Raw genomic sequence first — 16,539 nt, 5'->3', positions numbered from 1 at the left:
CGGGGCGCGGCCGTCGGCTGGGGGTGGATGTCGGATCCGTCCGGGTCGGAGTGGCGCTGAGCGATCCGGCCCCCGTGCTGGCTTCGCCATTGGTTACCCTCTCCCGCGATGCGACCGACGACAGAGATCTGGACCAGCTGGCCGCTCTCGTCACCGAACACGAGGTGGTCGAGGTGATCGTGGGCCTGCCGAGAACGCTCGCCAACCGCCAGGGACCGGCGGCCGAGCTGGCCATCGCGTATTCTGAACGCCTGGCCGGGCGGATAGCGCCCGTGCCGGTCCGGCTGGGCGACGAGCGGCTGACCACGGTCACCGCATCCCGCATCCTCTCCCAGCGCGGGGTCAAGGGCCGCAAGCAGCGCGCGGTGGTCGACCAGGCCGCCGCCGTCGAGATCCTGCAGGCCTGGATCGACGCCGCCGCTGCGCACCGCGCCCGGGAGGGAGACCGATGAACGAGCAGCCACCCGAGCGTGGGCGTCGTCGCCTGCGCGAACCGGACGAGGCCACCCCGCCGCCGTCCCGGCCCGCGCCGCGCCGCGTCGACCCGCGCGACCCCCGTGCGAGCGGTTACCAGGAACTTCCGCCGTCCCGGCACAGCGGCCAGCACGAGCTGCCGCAGCCGTCGCGCCGGGCGCGGCCCGAGCCGGGCTACGACCCGGCGGGCGGCCGCCGCCGCCGGCTCGAGCCGACCGGCACGCTGCCCCCGGCCGACGACGAGTTCGACCCGCAGGCCCAGCAGGCCGCCCCCGCCCGGGCCGCGCGTGCCCGGCACGGCCTCGATGAGGGCTCCGAGATCGAGCCCCCGGCCGCCCGGCGCCGTCGGGCGGCCCCGGAGCCCGGCGAGGCCGCGAGCCGGCCACCCCGGCGGCGCGCCGCCGCGGAACCGGTCGAGCCGCCACCTTCGCGGCGGCGCCGCGCCGAGCCCGAACCGCAGCCGGGCCGGCGAGGCCCGGTCCCCGAGCCGATGGAGGCCGCCGAGCCGCCGCGGGGCCGTCGCCGGGCCGCCCCCGACCCGGCCGAGGCCGCCGAGCCGCGGTCGCGTCGCGCGGCACTCGAGCCCGACGTCGATCCCCGCCGCGGGGCCCCGGAACCCCCGCCGCCCGCGCGGCGGTCCGTCCAGCCGGGTGACCGCTCTGCCGTCATGCCCGAACCCGGTGCCGAGCCCCCGCGGCGACGCCGTCCACCGCCCCCGCCGGTGCGCGAGGAACCGGCGACCGACGTCATACCCGCGCTGGCGCCCCCGCCTCCGGCGGAGCCCCCGCGTCCGCCGCGTGAGGAGCCCGAGCTCTTCGCCGAGGACGACGAATACGCCGACGACGCCGCTTATGACGAGTACGACGACGAGTACGCGGACTACGACGAAGCCGAGTACGACGACGACTACGAGGACGAGCCGGAGAAGCCGCGGAAGAAGAAGGGCAAGCGCGCCCTCGGCTGGGTCGCCGCGCTCGTGGTGATCGTGCTGCTCGCCGGCGGCGCCTACTACGGCTTCAACAAGATCTTCGGCTACGCCGACTTCGAAGGCGCCGGCGACGGGGACGTGCTGTTCCAGGTCGACGACGGCGACTCGACGTCGGCGATCGGCGCGAAGCTCGCCACGGCGGGCGTCGTCGCCAGCGGCAAGGCGTTCGTGAAGGCGGGCGAGGACAACCCGAAGCTGGCCAAGATCCAGCACGGCTTCTACGTGATGAAGTCGCACATGTCCGGGGCCAGCGCGGTGGAGCGCATCGTGGCGCCGGAGGCGAGGGTCGGGCAGCTGGAGATCCGGCCGTACACGCAGTTCGACGACATCACCCAGCCCGACGGCAAGGTCACGCCCGGCGTGTACAGCCTGATGGCGAAGGCCTCGTGCGCCCAGCTCAACGGCAAGAGCACCTGCGTCTCGACCGACGACCTGCGCAAGGTCGTCGACGGGGCCGACCTGAAGGTGCTCGGCGTGCCGGACTGGGCGATCGAGCCCGCGAACAAGACCGACCGCAAGGACCGCAGGCTCGAGGGCCTGATCGCCCCGGGCGTCTACGACGTCCGGCCGGGGGCCAGCCCGCAGGAGATCATCACCCAGCTGGTGAAGACCTCGGCCGAAGCGCTCCAGAACTCCGGGCTCAGCCCGCAGTCGACCGGTCCCGGCATGACGCCGTACCAGACGCTGATCATCGCCTCGATCATCGAACGCGAAGCCGTGAAGGTCGACTTCGGCAAGCTCTCGCGGGTGATCTACAACCGGCTGGCGATCAACATGCGGCTGCAGATGGACTCGACGGTCAACTACGTGCTGGACCGGCCGACGCTGGCGACCAACGACGACGACCGCGCGAAGTCCGGCGTGTACAACACGTACCGGGTCACCGGTCTGCCCCCGACCCCGATCTCGGTCCCGAGCCCCGACGCCATCCAGGCGGCGGTGCACCCGCCGGCGGGGGAATGGTTGTACGTCGTCAAGTGCGAGAAGAACGGCCTGTCCTGCTTCGCGGTCAACTTGGGCGACCACAACAAGAACGTCGCGGAAGCCAGGGCGAAGGGTGTCTTCTGAGCCGCGCCGCGCCGCTGTGCTCGGCAAGCCGGTGGCGCACTCGCTGTCACCGGTGCTCCACGGCGCCGCGTTCGCCGCGCTCGGCCTGACCGGCTGGACGTACGAGCGGATCGAGACGAGCGCCGAGGAGCTCCCGGCGCTGGTCGGCGGTCTCGGCCCCGAGTGGGCCGGGCTGTCGGTCACCATGCCGGGCAAGCGTGCGGCGCTGGACCACGCGGACGAGGTGACGCCGCGCGCGGCGGCCGTCGGCGCGGCCAACACCCTGGTCCGCACCGCCGCCGGCTGGCTCGCGGACTGCACCGACGTCGACGGCGTCACCGGGGCCTTGCGCGCAGCGGGCGGGTACGAGCCGTCGCCGTCCGACACCGCGGTCGTGCTCGGCGCGGGCGGCACCGCGGCCGCGGCCGTCGTCGGGCTCGCGGCGCTGGGGGTGCGGCAGGTGCGCCTGGTCGTCCGGGAACCCGCCCGGGCGGCGGAAACGCTCGACGCGGCGAAGCGGGCTTCGCTCGACGTCGACGTCCTGCGCTGGGCCGATACGGACTTCGCGGCGCTGGGTTCCGCGGCGGTGCTGGTGAACACCGTCCCGCCGGACGCGATCGTGCCGCACGTGGCCGACCTGGCGTCGGTCGCGCACGTCCTCGACGTCATCTACCACCCGTGGCCGACACCCCTCGCCGAAGCGGTCGCGGCGCGCGGCGGCCGGCTCGCGACCGGGCTGGACATGCTGCTGCACCAGGCTTTCGGCCAGACCGAGCACTTCACCGGCCGCCCCGCCCCACGCGCGGCGATGCGGGACGCCCTGCGCGCGGCGACGGGCAACCTGCTGCCGTTGCCGATCGACTGACAACGCCTGCGAAAACCCTTCGCGCGGATCGCCGGATTCGATATTCTGGCGGACTGCCCAAATGAAGGGGGTCTTCACCGAGATGACCAGTCAAGAAGCGCTGAACGACGACGAGATCGCCTCGGCGTGGGTCGGCGAGGCACCGAAGCTCAACTCCACGGTCACCCTCGCCGACTACGACCCGGAGTGGCCGAAGCTCTTCGAGCGCGAAGCCGAGCGGATCCGGGGTGTGCTGGGGGAGCGGGTGCTCGTCTTCGAGCACGTCGGGTCGACGTCGGTGCCGGGCCTGTGCGCCAAGCCGATCATCGACATCCTCCTGGTGGTGCCGGATTCCGACGACGAGGACGCCTACGTCCCGGCGCTGGAGGCCGCGGGCTACCGGCTGACGATCCGTGAGCCGGACTGGGAGAAGCACCGCTGCTTCAAAGGCCCGGACACGAACATCAACCTGCACGTGTACTCGCCCGGAAACGGCCAGACCGAGCGCTACCGGCTCCTGCGCGACCGGATGCGGGCGCACCCGGAGGAGCGTGACCTCTACGCGGCGAAGAAGCGGGCGCTGGCCGCGAAGACGTGGAAGTACATCCAGAACTACGCCGACGCCAAGACGGAGGTGATCGAAGAGATCCTCGGCCGCGCCCGGGCCGGGCAGTACGACGCGTTCAGCGAGGCCTACGCCGAGCACGCGGAGAAGTCCGTCACCAACGCCCTCTACGACCGGCCCGCGATCGTGGACCTGGCCGGGGACGTGGAGGGCAAGCGCGTGCTCGACGCCGGTTGCGCGGCGGGGCACCTGAGCGCGCTGCTGGCCGGGCGGGGCGCGGACGTCCTCGGCGTCGACGCGAGCGCCGGCATGGTCGCCGTCGCGCGGCGGAAGTTCGGGGACGTCGCGCGGTTCGAGCAGGCGGACATCACCCGCCCGCTCGACGTCGAGGCCGGCTCGATCGACGTGGTCACGGCGTCGCTCGTGCTGCACTACCTGAAGGACTGGGAGCCGGCGCTGGCGGAGTTCCGCCGGGTCCTGAAACCCGGTGGGCTGCTGGTGTTTTCGGTGCACCACCCGGGCGAGGACTGGCGGTGGTTCGGCAAGGAGAACTACTTCGAGGTCGAGCTGCTGGAAGACGAGTTCCCGCCCGGTCAGCACGTGCGCTTCTACCGGCGTCCGCTGAGTCGGACGTTCCAGGCGGTGCGCGACGCCGGGTTCGAGGTCGACCGCCTGGCCGAGCCGATGCCGGTGCCGGAGGCCGACGAGGCCGACCCGAAGTGGGCGGCGAACCTGCGCAGCAAACCGCGGTTCCTGTACTTCCGGGCGGTCAGTCCCGCTCGGCCGGATCGAGCATGACCTCTGCGCCGGGCAGCGGGACGGTTTGAGGCCGGGTGATCCCGGGAACCCTTTCGCAGTCCTGACTTTCACTGAACAGGGGTGGGTGGATGTCGTCCTTCAACGTGAAGCCGTCGAAACCCGTAGCCGTTTTCGGCGCGATTTTCGGGGTGGCCGTCCTCGTCTTCGGATTCGTCAACGGCCGGAATTCGTCCGGGGGTTTCATCTGGCTGTGGCTGATTGCCGGGGTGGCGATCATCGCCTTCAACCTGTGGGCCGCGTTCAGCAAGAACGGTGCCACCGAAGTGATTTCCCGTAAGGAAGAATAGCGATCAGGCGTCCGGTCAGTCCCGCTTGGCCAGCTCGCGGATGAGGTCGACGACCTCACGGCTGACCGGGCGGAACATCCGCAGCCGGGAGAGCGCGGCCAGCCGGGTGATCAGGGGGACGCTGCGCTCGACCAGCATCCGGCTGCGTTTCGTGCCGGGCGAGCGGTCGTGCACCCAGAACAGCACCACGCCCATCTGACCGAGCCAGAGCAGCTCCGGCAGCTGGTCCCGCAGTTCCGGGTCGAGCTTGACGTCGGAGCCGTTGACGACCTCGCGCATGAGGCCGATCGAGGCTTTGCGGGCGGCCGAGGAGTCGTCGCTGAACGGGCTCAGCGGCGACTCCGGGTCGGCCGCGTTGACGAAGAACTGCGTGCCGAACCGGTGGTAGGGCTCGGCGATGTCGAGCCAGCACAGCAGCACCGCCCGCAGGCGCGCCGCGAAGCCGGTCTCGCTCTCCAGCAGTGGCCGGGCCGCGGCCTGGTGCTGCCGGGCGATCTCGTCGTAGAAGCCCTGGACCAGCTGTTCCTTCGAAGAGAAGTAGTAGTACGCGTTCCCGACGGAGACGCCCGCTTCCGCGGCGATCGCCCGCATCGTCGTGCGGTCGTAGCCGTTCTCGGTGAACAGCCGCATCGCGGTCGTGACGATCAGGGACCGCGTTTCCTCGCTCTTGGCCACGCACAGCACGTTAGCGCCGGGGGAGTCAGGGCGCGGGGTAGGGCGGGACCTGGCCGGCGTAGGGCATCGGAACCGGCTGTGCCATCGGGACCGATCGGGGCTTCGGGGCCAGGTGACGGCGCCGGATGCCGTTGAAGACCAGCACGTTCGTCAGGTGCATGCCGCCGAGGATGAGCGCGACCGTGCCGACCTTCACCGAGAGCAGCTCGAACACCTCCCGCGCGGTGGGCACCTGGGCGCTGCTGGTCAGGAACAGCGTCACGAAACCGAGGCTGATCAGGTAGAAGCCGACGACCAGGAGCTGGTTGACGGCGTTGGCGAGGCCGGGGCTGTCGGCGAAGACCTCGGTGAGGAAGGGGCGGCCGTGCTTGCTCAGCGTCCGGGCCACGAGCACGGTCAACGGGACGCTGATGAGCAGGTAGAGCGCGTAGGCGACGACGACGGGATCCATGGTTCCTCCAAGTTTTGAACGTGTTCAGGATGACGGTAGCCCGGTTTCTGAACGTGTTCAAGAGTGCTGGGTGTCACGTTGCCCCTGGTCCGCGGGGGCGGCCGGGGCTGGCTACGGTGAGGCCATGCGGATCGCGATTCTCGACGACTACCAGAACGTCGCCCTCACCTTCGGCGACTGGGAGTCGCTCAAGGCCGACATCACGGTCTTCACCCAGCCCCTGGACGACGTCGTCCGGCAGCTGCAGGGCTTCGAGGCGATCGTCGCGATGCGCGAGCGCACCCGCTTCCCGGCCGAGGTGCTCGACCGGCTGCCCGACCTGAAGCTGCTGGTCAGCACCGGCAAGCGGAACGCGGCCATCGACGTCGCGGCCGCGCGGCGCAACGGCGTCGTCGTGTCGGCCACCGGCTACATCGGGGAGCCGACCGCCGAGCACACCTGGGCGCTGATCCTCGCCGCGTCGCGGAACCTGCCGCAGGAGTTCCGGTCCATGCGCGAGGGCGGCTGGCAGACGACCGTCGGCACCATGCTGCACGGCAAGACGCTCGGCCTGCTCGGCCTCGGCAGGCTCGGCGCGGGCGCGGCGAAGATCGGGCAGGTCTTCGGCATGGAGACCATCGCGTGGAGCCAGAACCTGACGCAGGAGAAGGCGGACCCGCACGGCGTCACCGCGGTGTCCAAGGAGGAGCTGTTCGCCCGCTCCGACGTGCTCTCGATCCACCTGGTGCTGAGCGAGCGCACGCGGGGCCTGGTCGGGGCGGCCGAGCTCGCCGCGATGAAGCCCACCGCGTTGCTGGTGAACACCTCGCGCGGCCCGATCGTCGACGAGGACGCGTTGGTGGACGCGTTGCGGCGCAAGGAGATCCGCGCCGCGGCGCTCGACGTCTACGACACCGAGCCGTTCCCCGCCGACCATCCATTGAGGACACTCGACAACGCGGTCCTGACGCCGCACATCGGGTTCGTCGCCCGGGAGACGTACGAGATCTTCTACGGCGACGCGGTCGAGGACATCGCCGCCTACCAGGCGGGAAAGCCGATCCGCCTCATGGAGTGAAGGTGTGCGGCCCGCCGGGGCTCGAGGTCCCCGCACCAGCCCGGCGGCGGGCCTGCACCCTTAGATGACACCACCCCGACCCGCGCGACGGCAGGGTCTTTGGACCCTGCCGGCAGGGTCCGTTCGGCTGAACGGCCCGCTGCGGCTGGTCGTGAGTGAGAAACAGGGTTAGCACACTGTTTCTCACTCACGACCGCAGATCCGCCAGCACGGCGTCGGTGTAGCGCGGCCAGACCTCGGCGGCCCACGGGCCGAACGCGCGGTCGGTCAGCGCGACGCAGGCCGCGCCCGCGTCCGGGTCGACCCAGAGGAACGTGCCCGACTGGCCGAAGTGGCCGAACGTCCGCGGCGAGCTGTTCGCGCCGGTCCAGTGGGGACTCTTGTGGTCGCGGATCTCGAAGCCGAGGCCCCAGTCGTTGGGCTTCTGGTGGCCGAACCCGGGCAGCACCCCGGAAAGTCCGGGGAACACGACGTTCGTCGCTTCGGCGACGGTGGCCGGGTCCAGCAGCTTGGGCGCCTGCAGCTCCGCGGCGAACGCGGCCAGGTCATCCACAGTGGACACCGCGCCGGACGCGGGCGAGCCTTCCAGCGCGGTCGAAGTCATGCCGAGCGGGCCGAACAGCGCCTCGGCCTGGTACTGCGCGAAGGGGATTCCGGAGTGCTCGGCGAGCGCGTCGGCCAGCTGCTCGAAACCGGCGTTGGAGTAGAGCCGCCGCGTGCCGGGCGCGGCCATCGCCTTGTGCGCGTCGAAGGCGAGACCGGAGGTGTGGGCCAGCAGGTGCCGCACGGTCGAGCCCTCGGGCCCGGCCGGGGTGTCGAGCTCGACGACGCCCTCTTCGACCGCGATGAGCGCGGCGTAGGCGGTCAGCGGCTTGGAGACCGAGGCCAGCCGGAACTTCCGCGCGGTGTCGCCGTGGCTGTCGACGACACTCCCGTCCGCCGCCACCACGGCCGTCGCGGCGTTGTCCACCGGCCACTCGTCGATCAGGCGCACGCTCTCCATGGGGCCAGCCTACGAAACGCCGCGAAGGCCTCCGCACCGGCTGTCGGGGAGCCGGTGCGGAGGCCTTCGCGGGGGTGTATCTCAGGCGTCGAGGTCGGTGGCGACCAGCTGGGCGACCGCTTCCACGGCCTCCTCGGCGCCCTCGCCCTCGGCGCTGATGATGACCTCGTCGCCGTAGCCGGCGGCCAGTGTCATCAGGTTGAGCACGCTGCCGGCGGCCACCGGGCTCCCGCCGGCCTTGGCGATCTGCACCGCGACGGGTTGCGCCGCGGCCGCCTTCGCCACCAGCGCGGCCGGCCTGGCGTGCAGGCCCACCTTGCTCGCCACGGCGACGCGTTTCTCCGGCATGTTCGTCCTCTCCCTACGGGTTTACGTCGGTACGGATGTTACGCGGCGGCGGTCCGGTCGAGGTCGGCCTCGATCGAGTCGTCCTCGCGGCCCGGCGTGCGCAGGTTGAACTTGGTGATCGCGAACCGGAACACGACGTAGTAGATCACCGCGTAGACCAGGCCGATCGGGACGAGCAGCCACGGCTTCTGCGCCGCCGGGGCGCCCAGGTTCAGCAGGAAGTCGATCCCGCCCGCCGAGAAGTTGAAGCTCTGGTGGATGCCCAGCGCGTTGCAGATCGCCAGCGAGGTGCCGGTCATGATCGCGTGGAACAGGTACAGCGGCCACGCGACGAACATGAACGAGAACTCGATCGGCTCGGTGACACCGGTGATGAACGAGGTCAGCGCCGCGGAGATCATCACACCGCCGACGACCTTGCGCTGCGCCGGACGCGCGGTCTGCCAGATCGCCAGCGCGGCCGCGGGCAGCGCGAACATGAAGATCGGGAAGAAGCCCGTGGTGAACGCACCCGCGGAGGTCTTGCCGGCGATGAAGTTGTTGATGTCACCGCCGTCGAAGATGAACCAGACCGGGACGTTCAGCAGCTGGTGCAGACCGACCGGGATGAGCAGCCGGTTCAGGGCGCCGTAGACGCCGCCACCCCAGACCGGGGACGCGGTGACCGCGTCGCCGACGGCCTCGATGCCGCTGTTGACCCAGTGGAACACCAGGCCGAAGATCACGCCGAGGATCAGCAGCACGAAGGCGGTGATGATCGGGACGAACCGGCGGCCGCCGAAGAACGCCAGGTAGGCGGGCAGCTTGATGCGGTGGTAGCGCTGCCACAGCAGGGCGGAAACGATACCGACGACCACACCGGCGAGGACCGAGTAGGGCCAGTTGATCGGCGCGAGCTCGGTGGCACCCGCCTTGTACTTGGGCACATCGCTCAGCGGGGCGAACACCTGGATGACGCTGGTGAAGACGAAGAAGCCGACGACCGCGGCCACGGCGGTCGAGCCGTCGCCCTTGCGGGCGAAGCCGACCGCGATGCCGACCGCGAACAGCAGCGGCAGCCAGTTGAACAGCGTGCCGCCCGCGGCGCCGAGCACGCTGGCGACCTTGGTCCAGCCGAGGCCCTTTTCCCCGAGCATGTCGGGCTGGCCGAACCGGACCAGGATGCCGGCCGCCGGGAGCACGGCGATGGGGAGCATGAGGCTGCGGCCGAAGCGCTGAAGACCGGCGAGGCCTCCGCCGCTCTTCTTCGCCCCCTCCGCGGTGGTGGTGCTCATCTGGATCCTCCATAGTGGGGTGGTTGACCGGGTTCCGGGGTGTTCCGGTCCAACTGCATGGTCACCTGGTAATGATCTCCCCGGTACCAGGACGTGATGTCTTCGATCGGGTCGCCGTTGGCGCTGGAGACCCGCCGGAACACGAGCAGCGGGCTGCCGGCACGCATGCCGAGCAGCCGGGCCGTCTCGCGGTCCGCGCCTTCGGCCCAGACCGTCTGCCACGCCCGGTCGGGACGCACACCGTACGTCTCGGCCAGTTGCGCGTAAATGGACTGGGTCAGGTCGAGCTCGAGCAGGCCGGGAGCCCGGCCCGCGTGGTACCAGCCGCGCTCGACGGCCAGTGGCACGCCGTCGGCGTGGCGCAAGCGCACCAGGTGGTGCGCGCGAGCACCCTCGGCCAGGCCGAGAGCGTGCGCCGAGGCGGTGGGCGGCACCTCGGTGGCCGCCGAGACCACCTCGGTCGTCGGGGTCAGCCCCCGCCTCCGCATGTCGTCGGTGAACGACATCAGGTAGAGCTGCAGCTCCATCCGCCGGGCCGCGGTGAACGTGCCCTTGCCGCGGACCCGGGCGAGCAGGCCCTCCTCGACCAGCTTGCCGATCGCCGACCGGACCGTGAGCCGCGACACGCCGTAGCGCTGGGCCAGGTCGCGTTCCGACGGGATCGGCGCGCCCGGCGGGAGCTCGCGCTCCACCGTGCGGCGGAGGATCTCCCGCAGCTGGGCGTGCTTGGGCGTGGGCCCGTTGACGACCCGGTCGGGTGGCGGGACGTGCGCGGCCGCGCTCATCGGCGTCACCCTCCTCGTTCTGGCGGTCACCGGGGACCGGTGCTCGCGTCCGGCCCGGAACATTGGTACGTTCCGGTCTAGACCAATGATCTGATGGGGCAGGATGCTCCGCCGTGCGGACGGGTGTCAACCACCGTTATCCGTTCGTGGCCCGCGGCGGGGTGCATGCCGACGAACGGCGTAGTACAGGTGGACACGCGGTTCGCGTCAGGTTGGGAACTAACAGTGATCAAGGAGACCGCGATGGCGGATGACAGGCCCGAAAAGATCCTCGCCGCACTCGGCGGAACGGAAAACCTCACCGAGATCGAGGGCTGCATCACGCGGCTGCGCTGCGAGGTCGAGGACATGAGCCTCGTCGACGAGGCGGCGCTCAAGAAGGCCGGCGCCATGGGCGTGGTCAAGATGGGGTCGTCGGCCCTGCAGGTGATCGTCGGGCCGGAGGCGGACACGATCGCCAGCGACATCGAGGACCTGCTGTGAGCCTGGAGGTGCTCAGCCCGGTCGCCGGGCGCGTGGTGCCGATCACCGAGGTCCCCGACCCGGTGTTCGCGCAGGCCATGGTGGGGCCGGGCCTCGCGGTGCAGCCCGCGGGCGGGCGGGCGGACGCGGTCGCGCCGGTCGACGGCACGATCGCGACGCTGCACCCGCACGCCTTCGTCGTGGCGACCGAGGACGGCAAGGCCGTGCTGGTCCACCTGGGCATCGACACGGTCAAGGAGAAGGGCGAGGGCTTCACGCTGCACGTCGTCAAGGGCGAGCAGGTGCGAGCCGGCCAGCCGATCGTCAGCTGGGACCCGGAGGCGGTGACCGCGGCGGGCTACTCGGCCATCGTCCCGGTCGTCGCGCTGGACGCCGCGGCGGACGTGCTGTCCGGTTTGGACGCCGACCGCGACGTCGAGGCCGGTGCCCCGCTGTTCGGCTGGGACGCCTGAGCGGGATCCGTCACGCGGAGGGCCCTTGTGGACTCGAAGTCCTCAAGGGCCCTCCGGCATCAGCGGCTCGTCAGCCGGTGACGACCTTCCCGTTCTCGACCTTGACCGGCACCGACGGCAGCGGCTTCTTCGCCGGGCCTTGCTTGACCTCGCCGGTCAGCGCGTTGAAGACCGAGCCGTGGCACGGGCAGACCAGGTCGGCGCCCTTCGGGGCGACCGTGCAGCCCTGGTGGGTGCAGACGGCGCTGAACGCGGCGGCGGCCGACTCGGACGGCCGGGCCACGATCACGTCGGAGCCGTCCGGGGCCTTCGCCGCCTTCGCCTGCCCGACCGGGACGTCGGCGAGTGCGACCAGCGGCGTCCCGGCGGCGATCGGTGCTTGGGCGGTGCCGGACTTGGGGGCGGAGTCCGACCCGCAGGCGGTGAGCGCGACGGCGCCGACGGCGGCACCGGCGACAGTGGCACCCGTGGTCAAGACGGTGCGGCGGGAGTGCAGTTCGGCTGTCATGCCCTCCTAAACGAGATCGGCACCCCATCGGTTCAATCCGCGGTGAACCGGATCGGCCCCCGTTTCGTGTATGTAGCGGAGTGGGTGTGGAGTGGAGGAACGATCATGGTGAGTTGGGTTCTACGCATCGTCGTGGCGGCCGCATTGCTGGGCTCGGCGGGTGTGCACTACTTCTTGTGGACGCAGGGTTACTCGGGCATCACCGGCACGCTGTTCTTGCTCAACGCGATCGCCGGGCTCGTCCTCGCGATCGCCGTCCTGGCCTGGCGGCACTGGCTGCCCGCGCTGGGCGCGGCCGGCTTCGGGGCGGTGACGCTCGGGGCGTACGTCCTCGCCGCGACGGTCGGGTTCATGGGGAACCACGACCAGTTCAACAGCCAGCCCGAGTACTGGGGCGTGATCACCGAGGCCGTCTGCATCGTGGGCGGTCTGGCGCTGCTGTTCGTGAAGGACCGGCGCCGCGCGACGGTCTAGGTCCGCACCGGTGAAGGACGTCGCCGAAGAGGCGCTGATGCGCGCGCTGCACGAGGAGCACGCGGCCGCGCTGTGGTCCTACGCGCTCCAGCTGACCTCCGGGGACCGGGTCCGGGCCGAGGACGTCGTCCAGGAGACGCTGCTGCGGGCCTGGCGCTCGACGGCGGTGCTGGACCAGTCGCAGGGCTCGGCGCGGGCGTGGCTGTTCACGGTGGCCCGCCGGATCGTGATCGACGGCTGGCGGTCCGCCTCGGCCCGGTCGGAGGTGATGACCGACCGGCCGCCGGAACGCGCGGTCGCCGACGGCACCGACCGCGCGGTCCAGGGCTGGCTCGTCGCCGAGGCGCTGGCCGAGCTGTCGGACCGGCACCGCGAAGTGCTGCAGCTGTGTTACTTCCAGGGCTATTCCGTGGCGGACGCCGCGCTCCGGCTGGGCGTGGCCGAAGGGACCGTCAAGTCGCGCACGCACTACGCGTTGCGCGCACTGCGGCTGGTACTCGAGGAAAGGGGGGTGACCCAGTGAGCGAAGACCCGTTCGCGACGTTCGACGCGGCATACGTCCTCGGGGCGCTCGCCCCCGAGGACCGGCAGCGCTTCGAGCAGCACCTCCGCACCTGCGACCGGTGCGCGGCCTCGGTCCGCGAGCTGGCCGGCCTGCCCGGCCTGCTGGCCAGGGTCGACGCGCCCGCGGTCGTCCCCGACGCCGGCGCGCCGCCTCAGGACCTGCTGCCCACGGTGCTCAAGCGGGTGCGGCGAGGCCGCCGGATCCGCACCGCGGTGACGGCGGTGTCGGCCGCGGTGGCGGTGTCGGCGTGCGTGGCACTGGGCGTCGTGGCGTGGACCCCGCCCGCCCCGCCGCCGTCGACCGAAATGACGGCGCTGGGCCAGTTCCCGGTCCGCGCGGACGCCCGCCTGGCCGCGTTCTCGTGGGGCACGCAGGTCGACATGACGTGCAGCTACACGGGCGGCCGCAGCGGCGGCGAGTACATCCTGATGGCGATCTCGCGTTCCGGGGAGGAAACGCAGCTGGCGACGTGGAAGGCGGTCCCGGAGAACACGGCCCGCCTCTCGATCGGCACGGCTCTGCGGCAGTCGGACCTGGCAGCGCTGGAAGTCCGCCTGGGAAACGGGCTTCCCCTGCTCCGGCTGACCTTGTGACGTGGCTCATCCGGGCCGCAGGGGGTCCCGGATGAGCCACCCCCGGCCCACGGCACCACCTCCGCCGTGTCGCCCCTCCAATCACGCGTGATGCCCCTCTGATCACGCGAGATGCGCCTCCAATCACGCGAGATGCCTCTCCAATCACGCGAGATGCCTCTCCAATCACGCGAGCCGACTGCCGAGGTACGCGAGTCGACCGTCCAGGTACGCGAGTCGACCGTCCAGGTACGTGATCCGACCGTCCAGGTACGCGAGTCGGCCCGTGCGAGTGCCTGGCCGACCCGTCCAATCACGCACGTCGACCATTCCGGAGCGTGAACCGACCCTCCAGGCGCACGAGCAGCCGTCCCGCAGCCGGTCGTGGCGTCGCCCACAGGAGTGAAACCCGGCCCGGAACGCAGCGAACGGTCCGTTCGTGACGCCCGGCATTTGCCCTGCTCAGCCCGGCCGCAGCAGGCTGGGTCCATGACCTTGCCGATCTTCGCCACGACCACCGCGGCCGCCGCCGGCGCCGCCACCGCTCCCGTCACCGCCGCGCTGCTGAAACGCGCCTCGGCGCCGGTCCCGATGGCCCTCAACGCCGTCCTGGCCGCCCTCGGCGTGGCCGCCGTCACCGCCGGCGAGGTCGCCGGCGCCTGGCCGGGCTGGTGGCTCCCCGTGCCCGTCCTGCTGACCGTCGTCGCGGTGCCGCTCGCCCTCGCCGACCTGCGTCACCGCCGGCTGCCCGACGTCCTGACCCTGCCCGCGTACCCGCTCTTCGGCGCCGCCGTGGGCGCGGCCGCGCTCGGCGGTGGCGGCCCGTCGCCGGCCGTGCGGGCGGCCGCCGGTGCCGTGCTGTTCGGCGGTGCGCACGCGCTCGTCCGCCTCGCGACGCCGGGCAGTCTCGGCGCCGGTGACGTGAAGCTGTCCGGCAGCCTCGGCGCCGTGCTGGGCGCGGCCGGCTGGGCCGCGCTCGCGGCCGCGGCCGTTCTGGCCGCGCTCTTCACCCTCGCCATCGCGGCCGTTCGGCGTGGCTCCGGCCGCGTGCCGCACGGTCCCGCGCTGCTCACGGCCACCTGGCTGTGCGCGATCTTCCCGGGTGCGCCGTGACCGGAACACCTTTCCGCCCCGACCGGCCCCCGTGACAGGATTGAGCCATGTTGCGCTGGATCACCGCAGGTGAATCGCACGGACCCGCGCTGGCCGCCGTGCTCGAAGGCATGCCCGCCGGTGTCGCCGTCACCACCGCCGACGTCACCGAACAGCTCGCCCGGCGCCGCCTCGGCTTCGGCCGCAGTCCCCGGATGGGCTTCGAGACCGACCACATCGAGTTCCTCGGCGGCGTGCGCCACGGCCTCACCCAGGGCGGCCCGGTCGCGGTGCAGATCGAGAACGCCGAGTGGCCCAAGTGGGAGCAGGTCATGGCGGCCGACCCGGTCGACCCGCAGGTGCTCGAAGGGCTCGCGCGCAACGAACCGCTCACCCGGCCCCGCCCGGGCCACGCGGACCTGCCCGGCATGCAGAAGTACGGCTTCGAGGAGGCACGCCCGGTCCTGGAGCGGGCCAGCGCGCGGGAGACCGCGTCGCGGACCGCGCTGGGCACCGTCGCCCGGAACTTCCTGAAGCAGCTGCTCGACGTCGAGATCCTCAGCCACGTCGTCTCGATCGGCGGCGCGGACGCGCCCGAGGGCCCGCTGCCGGTCGCGGCCGACCTGGCCGCCATCGACGAGAGCCCGGTCCGCGCGTTCAGCCAGGAAGGCACCGACGCGATGGTCGCCGAGGTCGACGCCGTGCGGAAGGCGGGCGACACCGTCGGCGGCGTGATCGAGGTCCTCGCCTACGGCCTCCCGCCGGGCCTCGGCTCCCACGTCCACTGGGACCGGCGGCTCGACGCGCGGCTGGCCGGCGCGCTCATGGGCGTCCAGGCGATGAAGGGCGTCGAGGTCGGCGACGGCTTCACCACCGCGCGCCGCTGGGGCAGCCAGGCGCACGACGAGATCGACCGCGGCTCCGGGCCGGTCGGCGTCACCCGCCGGTCCAACCGCGCGGGCGGCCTCGAAGGCGGGATCACCAACGGTGAGCCGCTGCGGGTGCGCGTCGCGATGAAGCCGATCTCGACCGTCCCCAAAGCACTGTCCACAGTGGACGTCAAGACCGGCGAGCCCGCGGTGGCCATCCACCAGCGGTCCGACGTCTGCGCGGTGCCGCGGGCCGGGGTCGTGCTGGAGTCGGTCGTGGCGCTCGTCCTCGCCGACGCCGCGCTGGAGAAGTTCGGTGGCGACTCCCTGGCCGAGAGCAAGCGGAACGCCGAGGCGTACCTCAAGGCCATCGAGGAGCGGTGGTGAGTCCTCGCGCGGTGATCATCGGCCCGCCGGGCTCGGGCAAGAGCACGGTCGGGCCGCTGCTGGCGGCGGCGCTCGGCGTCGCCTTCCGGGACTGCGACGACGACATCGTCGCGCGTACCGGGCGCAGCATCTCCGACATCTTCGCGGAGGACGGCGAACCCGCCTTCCGCGCGCTGGAAGAAGAAGCGGTCGCGACGGCGCTGGCGGAGCACGAAGGCGTGCTCTCCCTCGGCGGCGGCGCGCCGCTGACGCCGGGCACGCGTGCCCGGCTGGCCGAGCACACCGTCGTGTTCCTCAACGTCGGCCTGGCGGCCGGCGTGCAGCGCACCGGCCTTTCGAGCGCGCGGCCACTGCTGGCCGGGGTGAACCCCCGCGCCACCTTCAAGAAACTGCTCGACGAGCGGTTGCCCGTCTACCGCGAGGTCGCCACCGTCGAGGTCGTCACCGACGACCGGACACCCGCCGAGCTCGTCGCGGACCTCGCCGCGCGGCTCGCCCCCGCCGAAGCCAAGGAGTGAAC

Annotated in this window: 21 protein-coding genes; 14 read left to right on the top strand and 7 right to left on the bottom strand. The window is 71.8% G+C overall.

The features are described 5' to 3' along the window. The first annotated feature begins 17 nt into the window (after window positions 1-17). The 5 genes from ruvX (at window position 18) to CF165_RS34565 (ending at window position 5,024) form a co-directional block, all read left to right on the top strand. Complete coding sequence (gene ruvX / locus CF165_RS34585) at window positions 18-452, top strand: Holliday junction resolvase RuvX (protein ID WP_338023523.1); 435 nt, start codon at window positions 18-20, stop codon at window positions 450-452. Continuing rightward, entirely contained in the window at window positions 449-2,530 is a 2,082-nt protein-coding gene (gene mltG, locus CF165_RS34580; protein WP_093951785.1) for an endolytic transglycosylase MltG, read from the top strand. The genes ruvX and mltG overlap by 4 nt, the downstream gene beginning before the upstream one ends. A gap of 16 nt (window positions 2,531-2,546) precedes the next feature. Next, window positions 2,547-3,374: a shikimate dehydrogenase gene (locus tag CF165_RS34575; protein ID WP_240521930.1), complete on the top strand. Its 828-nt coding sequence runs from the start codon at window positions 2,547-2,549 to the stop codon at window positions 3,372-3,374. 82 nt (window positions 3,375-3,456) lie between these two features. Beyond that, window positions 3,457-4,716: a GrpB family protein gene (locus CF165_RS34570; RefSeq protein WP_093951849.1), complete on the top strand. Its 1,260-nt coding sequence runs from the start codon at window positions 3,457-3,459 to the stop codon at window positions 4,714-4,716. Window positions 4,717-4,805: 89 nt separating this feature from the next. Then, the gene (locus tag CF165_RS34565) at window positions 4,806-5,024 is read left to right on the top strand and encodes a hypothetical protein (protein ID WP_093951783.1); all 219 of its coding nucleotides are present in this window, start codon (window positions 4,806-4,808) and stop codon (window positions 5,022-5,024) included. 15 nt (window positions 5,025-5,039) lie between these two features. On the opposite strand, the gene CF165_RS34560 is transcribed toward CF165_RS34565, so the two are convergent. Beyond that, window positions 5,040-5,699: a TetR/AcrR family transcriptional regulator gene (locus CF165_RS34560; protein WP_093951782.1), complete on the bottom strand. Its 660-nt coding sequence runs from the start codon at window positions 5,697-5,699 to the stop codon at window positions 5,040-5,042. 25 nt (window positions 5,700-5,724) lie between these two features. Beyond that, entirely contained in the window at window positions 5,725-6,150 is a 426-nt protein-coding gene (locus CF165_RS34555) for a hypothetical protein (RefSeq protein ID WP_093951781.1), read from the bottom strand. Between the two features lie 124 nt (window positions 6,151-6,274). Here CF165_RS34555 and CF165_RS34550 point away from each other — a divergent pair, with 124 nt between their 5' ends. Next, window positions 6,275-7,207, top strand: a complete 933-nt coding sequence (locus CF165_RS34550; RefSeq protein ID WP_093951780.1) for a D-2-hydroxyacid dehydrogenase family protein — start codon at window positions 6,275-6,277, stop codon at window positions 7,205-7,207. 187 nt (window positions 7,208-7,394) lie between these two features. Here the strand turns inward: CF165_RS34550 and CF165_RS34545 are convergent, their stop codons facing one another. The 4 genes from CF165_RS34545 to CF165_RS34530 form a co-directional block, all read right to left on the bottom strand. Beyond that, window positions 7,395-8,210, bottom strand: a complete 816-nt coding sequence (locus tag CF165_RS34545) for a serine hydrolase domain-containing protein (protein ID WP_093951779.1) — start codon at window positions 8,208-8,210, stop codon at window positions 7,395-7,397. 81 nt (window positions 8,211-8,291) lie between these two features. Then, window positions 8,292-8,558 carry an HPr family phosphocarrier protein gene (locus CF165_RS34540; protein ID WP_093951778.1) on the bottom strand — a complete coding sequence of 89 codons (267 nt, stop codon included), beginning with the start codon at window positions 8,556-8,558 and terminating at the stop codon, window positions 8,292-8,294. 38 nt (window positions 8,559-8,596) lie between these two features. Beyond that, window positions 8,597-9,832: a PTS transporter subunit EIIC gene (locus tag CF165_RS34535; RefSeq protein WP_093951777.1), complete on the bottom strand. Its 1,236-nt coding sequence runs from the start codon at window positions 9,830-9,832 to the stop codon at window positions 8,597-8,599. Further along, a complete protein-coding gene (locus tag CF165_RS34530) occupies window positions 9,829-10,617 on the bottom strand; it encodes a GntR family transcriptional regulator (protein WP_093951776.1) in 789 nt (262 codons plus the stop codon). Before CF165_RS34530 ends, CF165_RS34535 begins: the two co-directional genes overlap by 4 nt. Before the next feature lie 243 nt (window positions 10,618-10,860). Between CF165_RS34530 and CF165_RS34525 the strand changes: the two genes are divergently transcribed. Further along, window positions 10,861-11,100: a PTS sugar transporter subunit IIB gene (locus CF165_RS34525; protein ID WP_167379806.1), complete on the top strand. Its 240-nt coding sequence runs from the start codon at window positions 10,861-10,863 to the stop codon at window positions 11,098-11,100. Then, a complete protein-coding gene (locus tag CF165_RS34520; RefSeq protein ID WP_093951775.1) occupies window positions 11,097-11,552 on the top strand; it encodes a PTS sugar transporter subunit IIA in 456 nt (151 codons plus the stop codon). The genes CF165_RS34525 and CF165_RS34520 overlap by 4 nt, the downstream gene beginning before the upstream one ends. 70 nt (window positions 11,553-11,622) lie before the next feature. Here CF165_RS34520 and CF165_RS34515 read toward each other — a convergent pair whose 3' ends face one another. Further along, on the bottom strand, window positions 11,623-12,060 hold the full coding sequence (locus CF165_RS34515) for a QcrA and Rieske domain-containing protein (protein ID WP_093951774.1): 438 nt from the start codon (window positions 12,058-12,060) through the stop codon (window positions 11,623-11,625). A gap of 105 nt (window positions 12,061-12,165) precedes the next feature. Between CF165_RS34515 and CF165_RS34510 the strand changes: the two genes are divergently transcribed. The 6 genes from CF165_RS34510 (at window position 12,166) to CF165_RS34485 (ending at window position 16,537) form a co-directional block, all read left to right on the top strand. Next, entirely contained in the window at window positions 12,166-12,534 is a 369-nt protein-coding gene (locus CF165_RS34510; protein WP_093951773.1) for a hypothetical protein, read from the top strand. Window positions 12,535-12,544: 10 nt separating this feature from the next. Beyond that, window positions 12,545-13,057 (top strand): sigma-70 family RNA polymerase sigma factor, encoded by a 513-nt coding sequence (locus CF165_RS34505; protein ID WP_093951772.1) that lies wholly within the window; start codon window positions 12,545-12,547, stop codon window positions 13,055-13,057. Further along, window positions 13,054-13,692: an anti-sigma factor family protein gene (locus CF165_RS34500; RefSeq protein ID WP_093951771.1), complete on the top strand. Its 639-nt coding sequence runs from the start codon at window positions 13,054-13,056 to the stop codon at window positions 13,690-13,692. Before CF165_RS34505 ends, CF165_RS34500 begins: the two co-directional genes overlap by 4 nt. Window positions 13,693-14,160: 468 nt before the next feature. Beyond that, complete coding sequence (locus tag CF165_RS34495; RefSeq protein ID WP_093951770.1) at window positions 14,161-14,784, top strand: prepilin peptidase; 624 nt, start codon at window positions 14,161-14,163, stop codon at window positions 14,782-14,784. 47 nt (window positions 14,785-14,831) lie between these two features. Next, window positions 14,832-16,019 carry a chorismate synthase gene (aroC, locus tag CF165_RS34490; RefSeq protein ID WP_093951769.1) on the top strand — a complete coding sequence of 396 codons (1,188 nt, stop codon included), beginning with the start codon at window positions 14,832-14,834 and terminating at the stop codon, window positions 16,017-16,019. After that, window positions 16,016-16,537, top strand: coding sequence for a shikimate kinase (locus tag CF165_RS34485; RefSeq protein WP_205661046.1), 522 nt, complete (start codon window positions 16,016-16,018; stop codon window positions 16,535-16,537). The genes aroC and CF165_RS34485 overlap by 4 nt, the downstream gene beginning before the upstream one ends. Window positions 16,538-16,539 lie beyond the last annotated feature (2 nt).

The sequence above is a fragment of the Amycolatopsis vastitatis genome, from assembly GCF_002234595.1.
Taxonomy (GTDB): domain Bacteria; phylum Actinomycetota; class Actinomycetes; order Mycobacteriales; family Pseudonocardiaceae; genus Amycolatopsis; species Amycolatopsis vastitatis.
Note: the sequence above shows the minus strand (reverse complement) of the source record. Positions and strands in the feature narration are given on the sequence as shown.

Coding starts and splice junctions, on each gene's coding strand:
- CF165_RS34530 (WP_093951776.1), bottom strand. CDS start 10,617: ATGAGCGCGGCCGCGCACGTCCCGCCACCCGACCGGGTCGTCAACGGG.
- CF165_RS34570 (WP_093951849.1), top strand. CDS start 3,457: ATGACCAGTCAAGAAGCGCTGAACGACGACGAGATCGCCTCGGCGTGG.
- aroC (WP_093951769.1), top strand. CDS start 14,832: ATGTTGCGCTGGATCACCGCAGGTGAATCGCACGGACCCGCGCTGGCC.
- CF165_RS34540 (WP_093951778.1), bottom strand. CDS start 8,558: ATGCCGGAGAAACGCGTCGCCGTGGCGAGCAAGGTGGGCCTGCACGCC.
- mltG (WP_093951785.1), top strand. CDS start 449: ATGAACGAGCAGCCACCCGAGCGTGGGCGTCGTCGCCTGCGCGAACCG.
- CF165_RS34515 (WP_093951774.1), bottom strand. CDS start 12,060: ATGACAGCCGAACTGCACTCCCGCCGCACCGTCTTGACCACGGGTGCC.
- CF165_RS34555 (WP_093951781.1), bottom strand. CDS start 6,150: ATGGATCCCGTCGTCGTCGCCTACGCGCTCTACCTGCTCATCAGCGTC.
- CF165_RS34495 (WP_093951770.1), top strand. CDS start 14,161: ATGACCTTGCCGATCTTCGCCACGACCACCGCGGCCGCCGCCGGCGCC.
- CF165_RS34535 (WP_093951777.1), bottom strand. CDS start 9,832: ATGAGCACCACCACCGCGGAGGGGGCGAAGAAGAGCGGCGGAGGCCTC.
- CF165_RS34545 (WP_093951779.1), bottom strand. CDS start 8,210: ATGGAGAGCGTGCGCCTGATCGACGAGTGGCCGGTGGACAACGCCGCG.
- CF165_RS34550 (WP_093951780.1), top strand. CDS start 6,275: ATGCGGATCGCGATTCTCGACGACTACCAGAACGTCGCCCTCACCTTC.
- CF165_RS34525 (WP_167379806.1), top strand. CDS start 10,861: ATGGCGGATGACAGGCCCGAAAAGATCCTCGCCGCACTCGGCGGAACG.
- CF165_RS34510 (WP_093951773.1), top strand. CDS start 12,166: ATGGTGAGTTGGGTTCTACGCATCGTCGTGGCGGCCGCATTGCTGGGC.
- CF165_RS34565 (WP_093951783.1), top strand. CDS start 4,806: ATGTCGTCCTTCAACGTGAAGCCGTCGAAACCCGTAGCCGTTTTCGGC.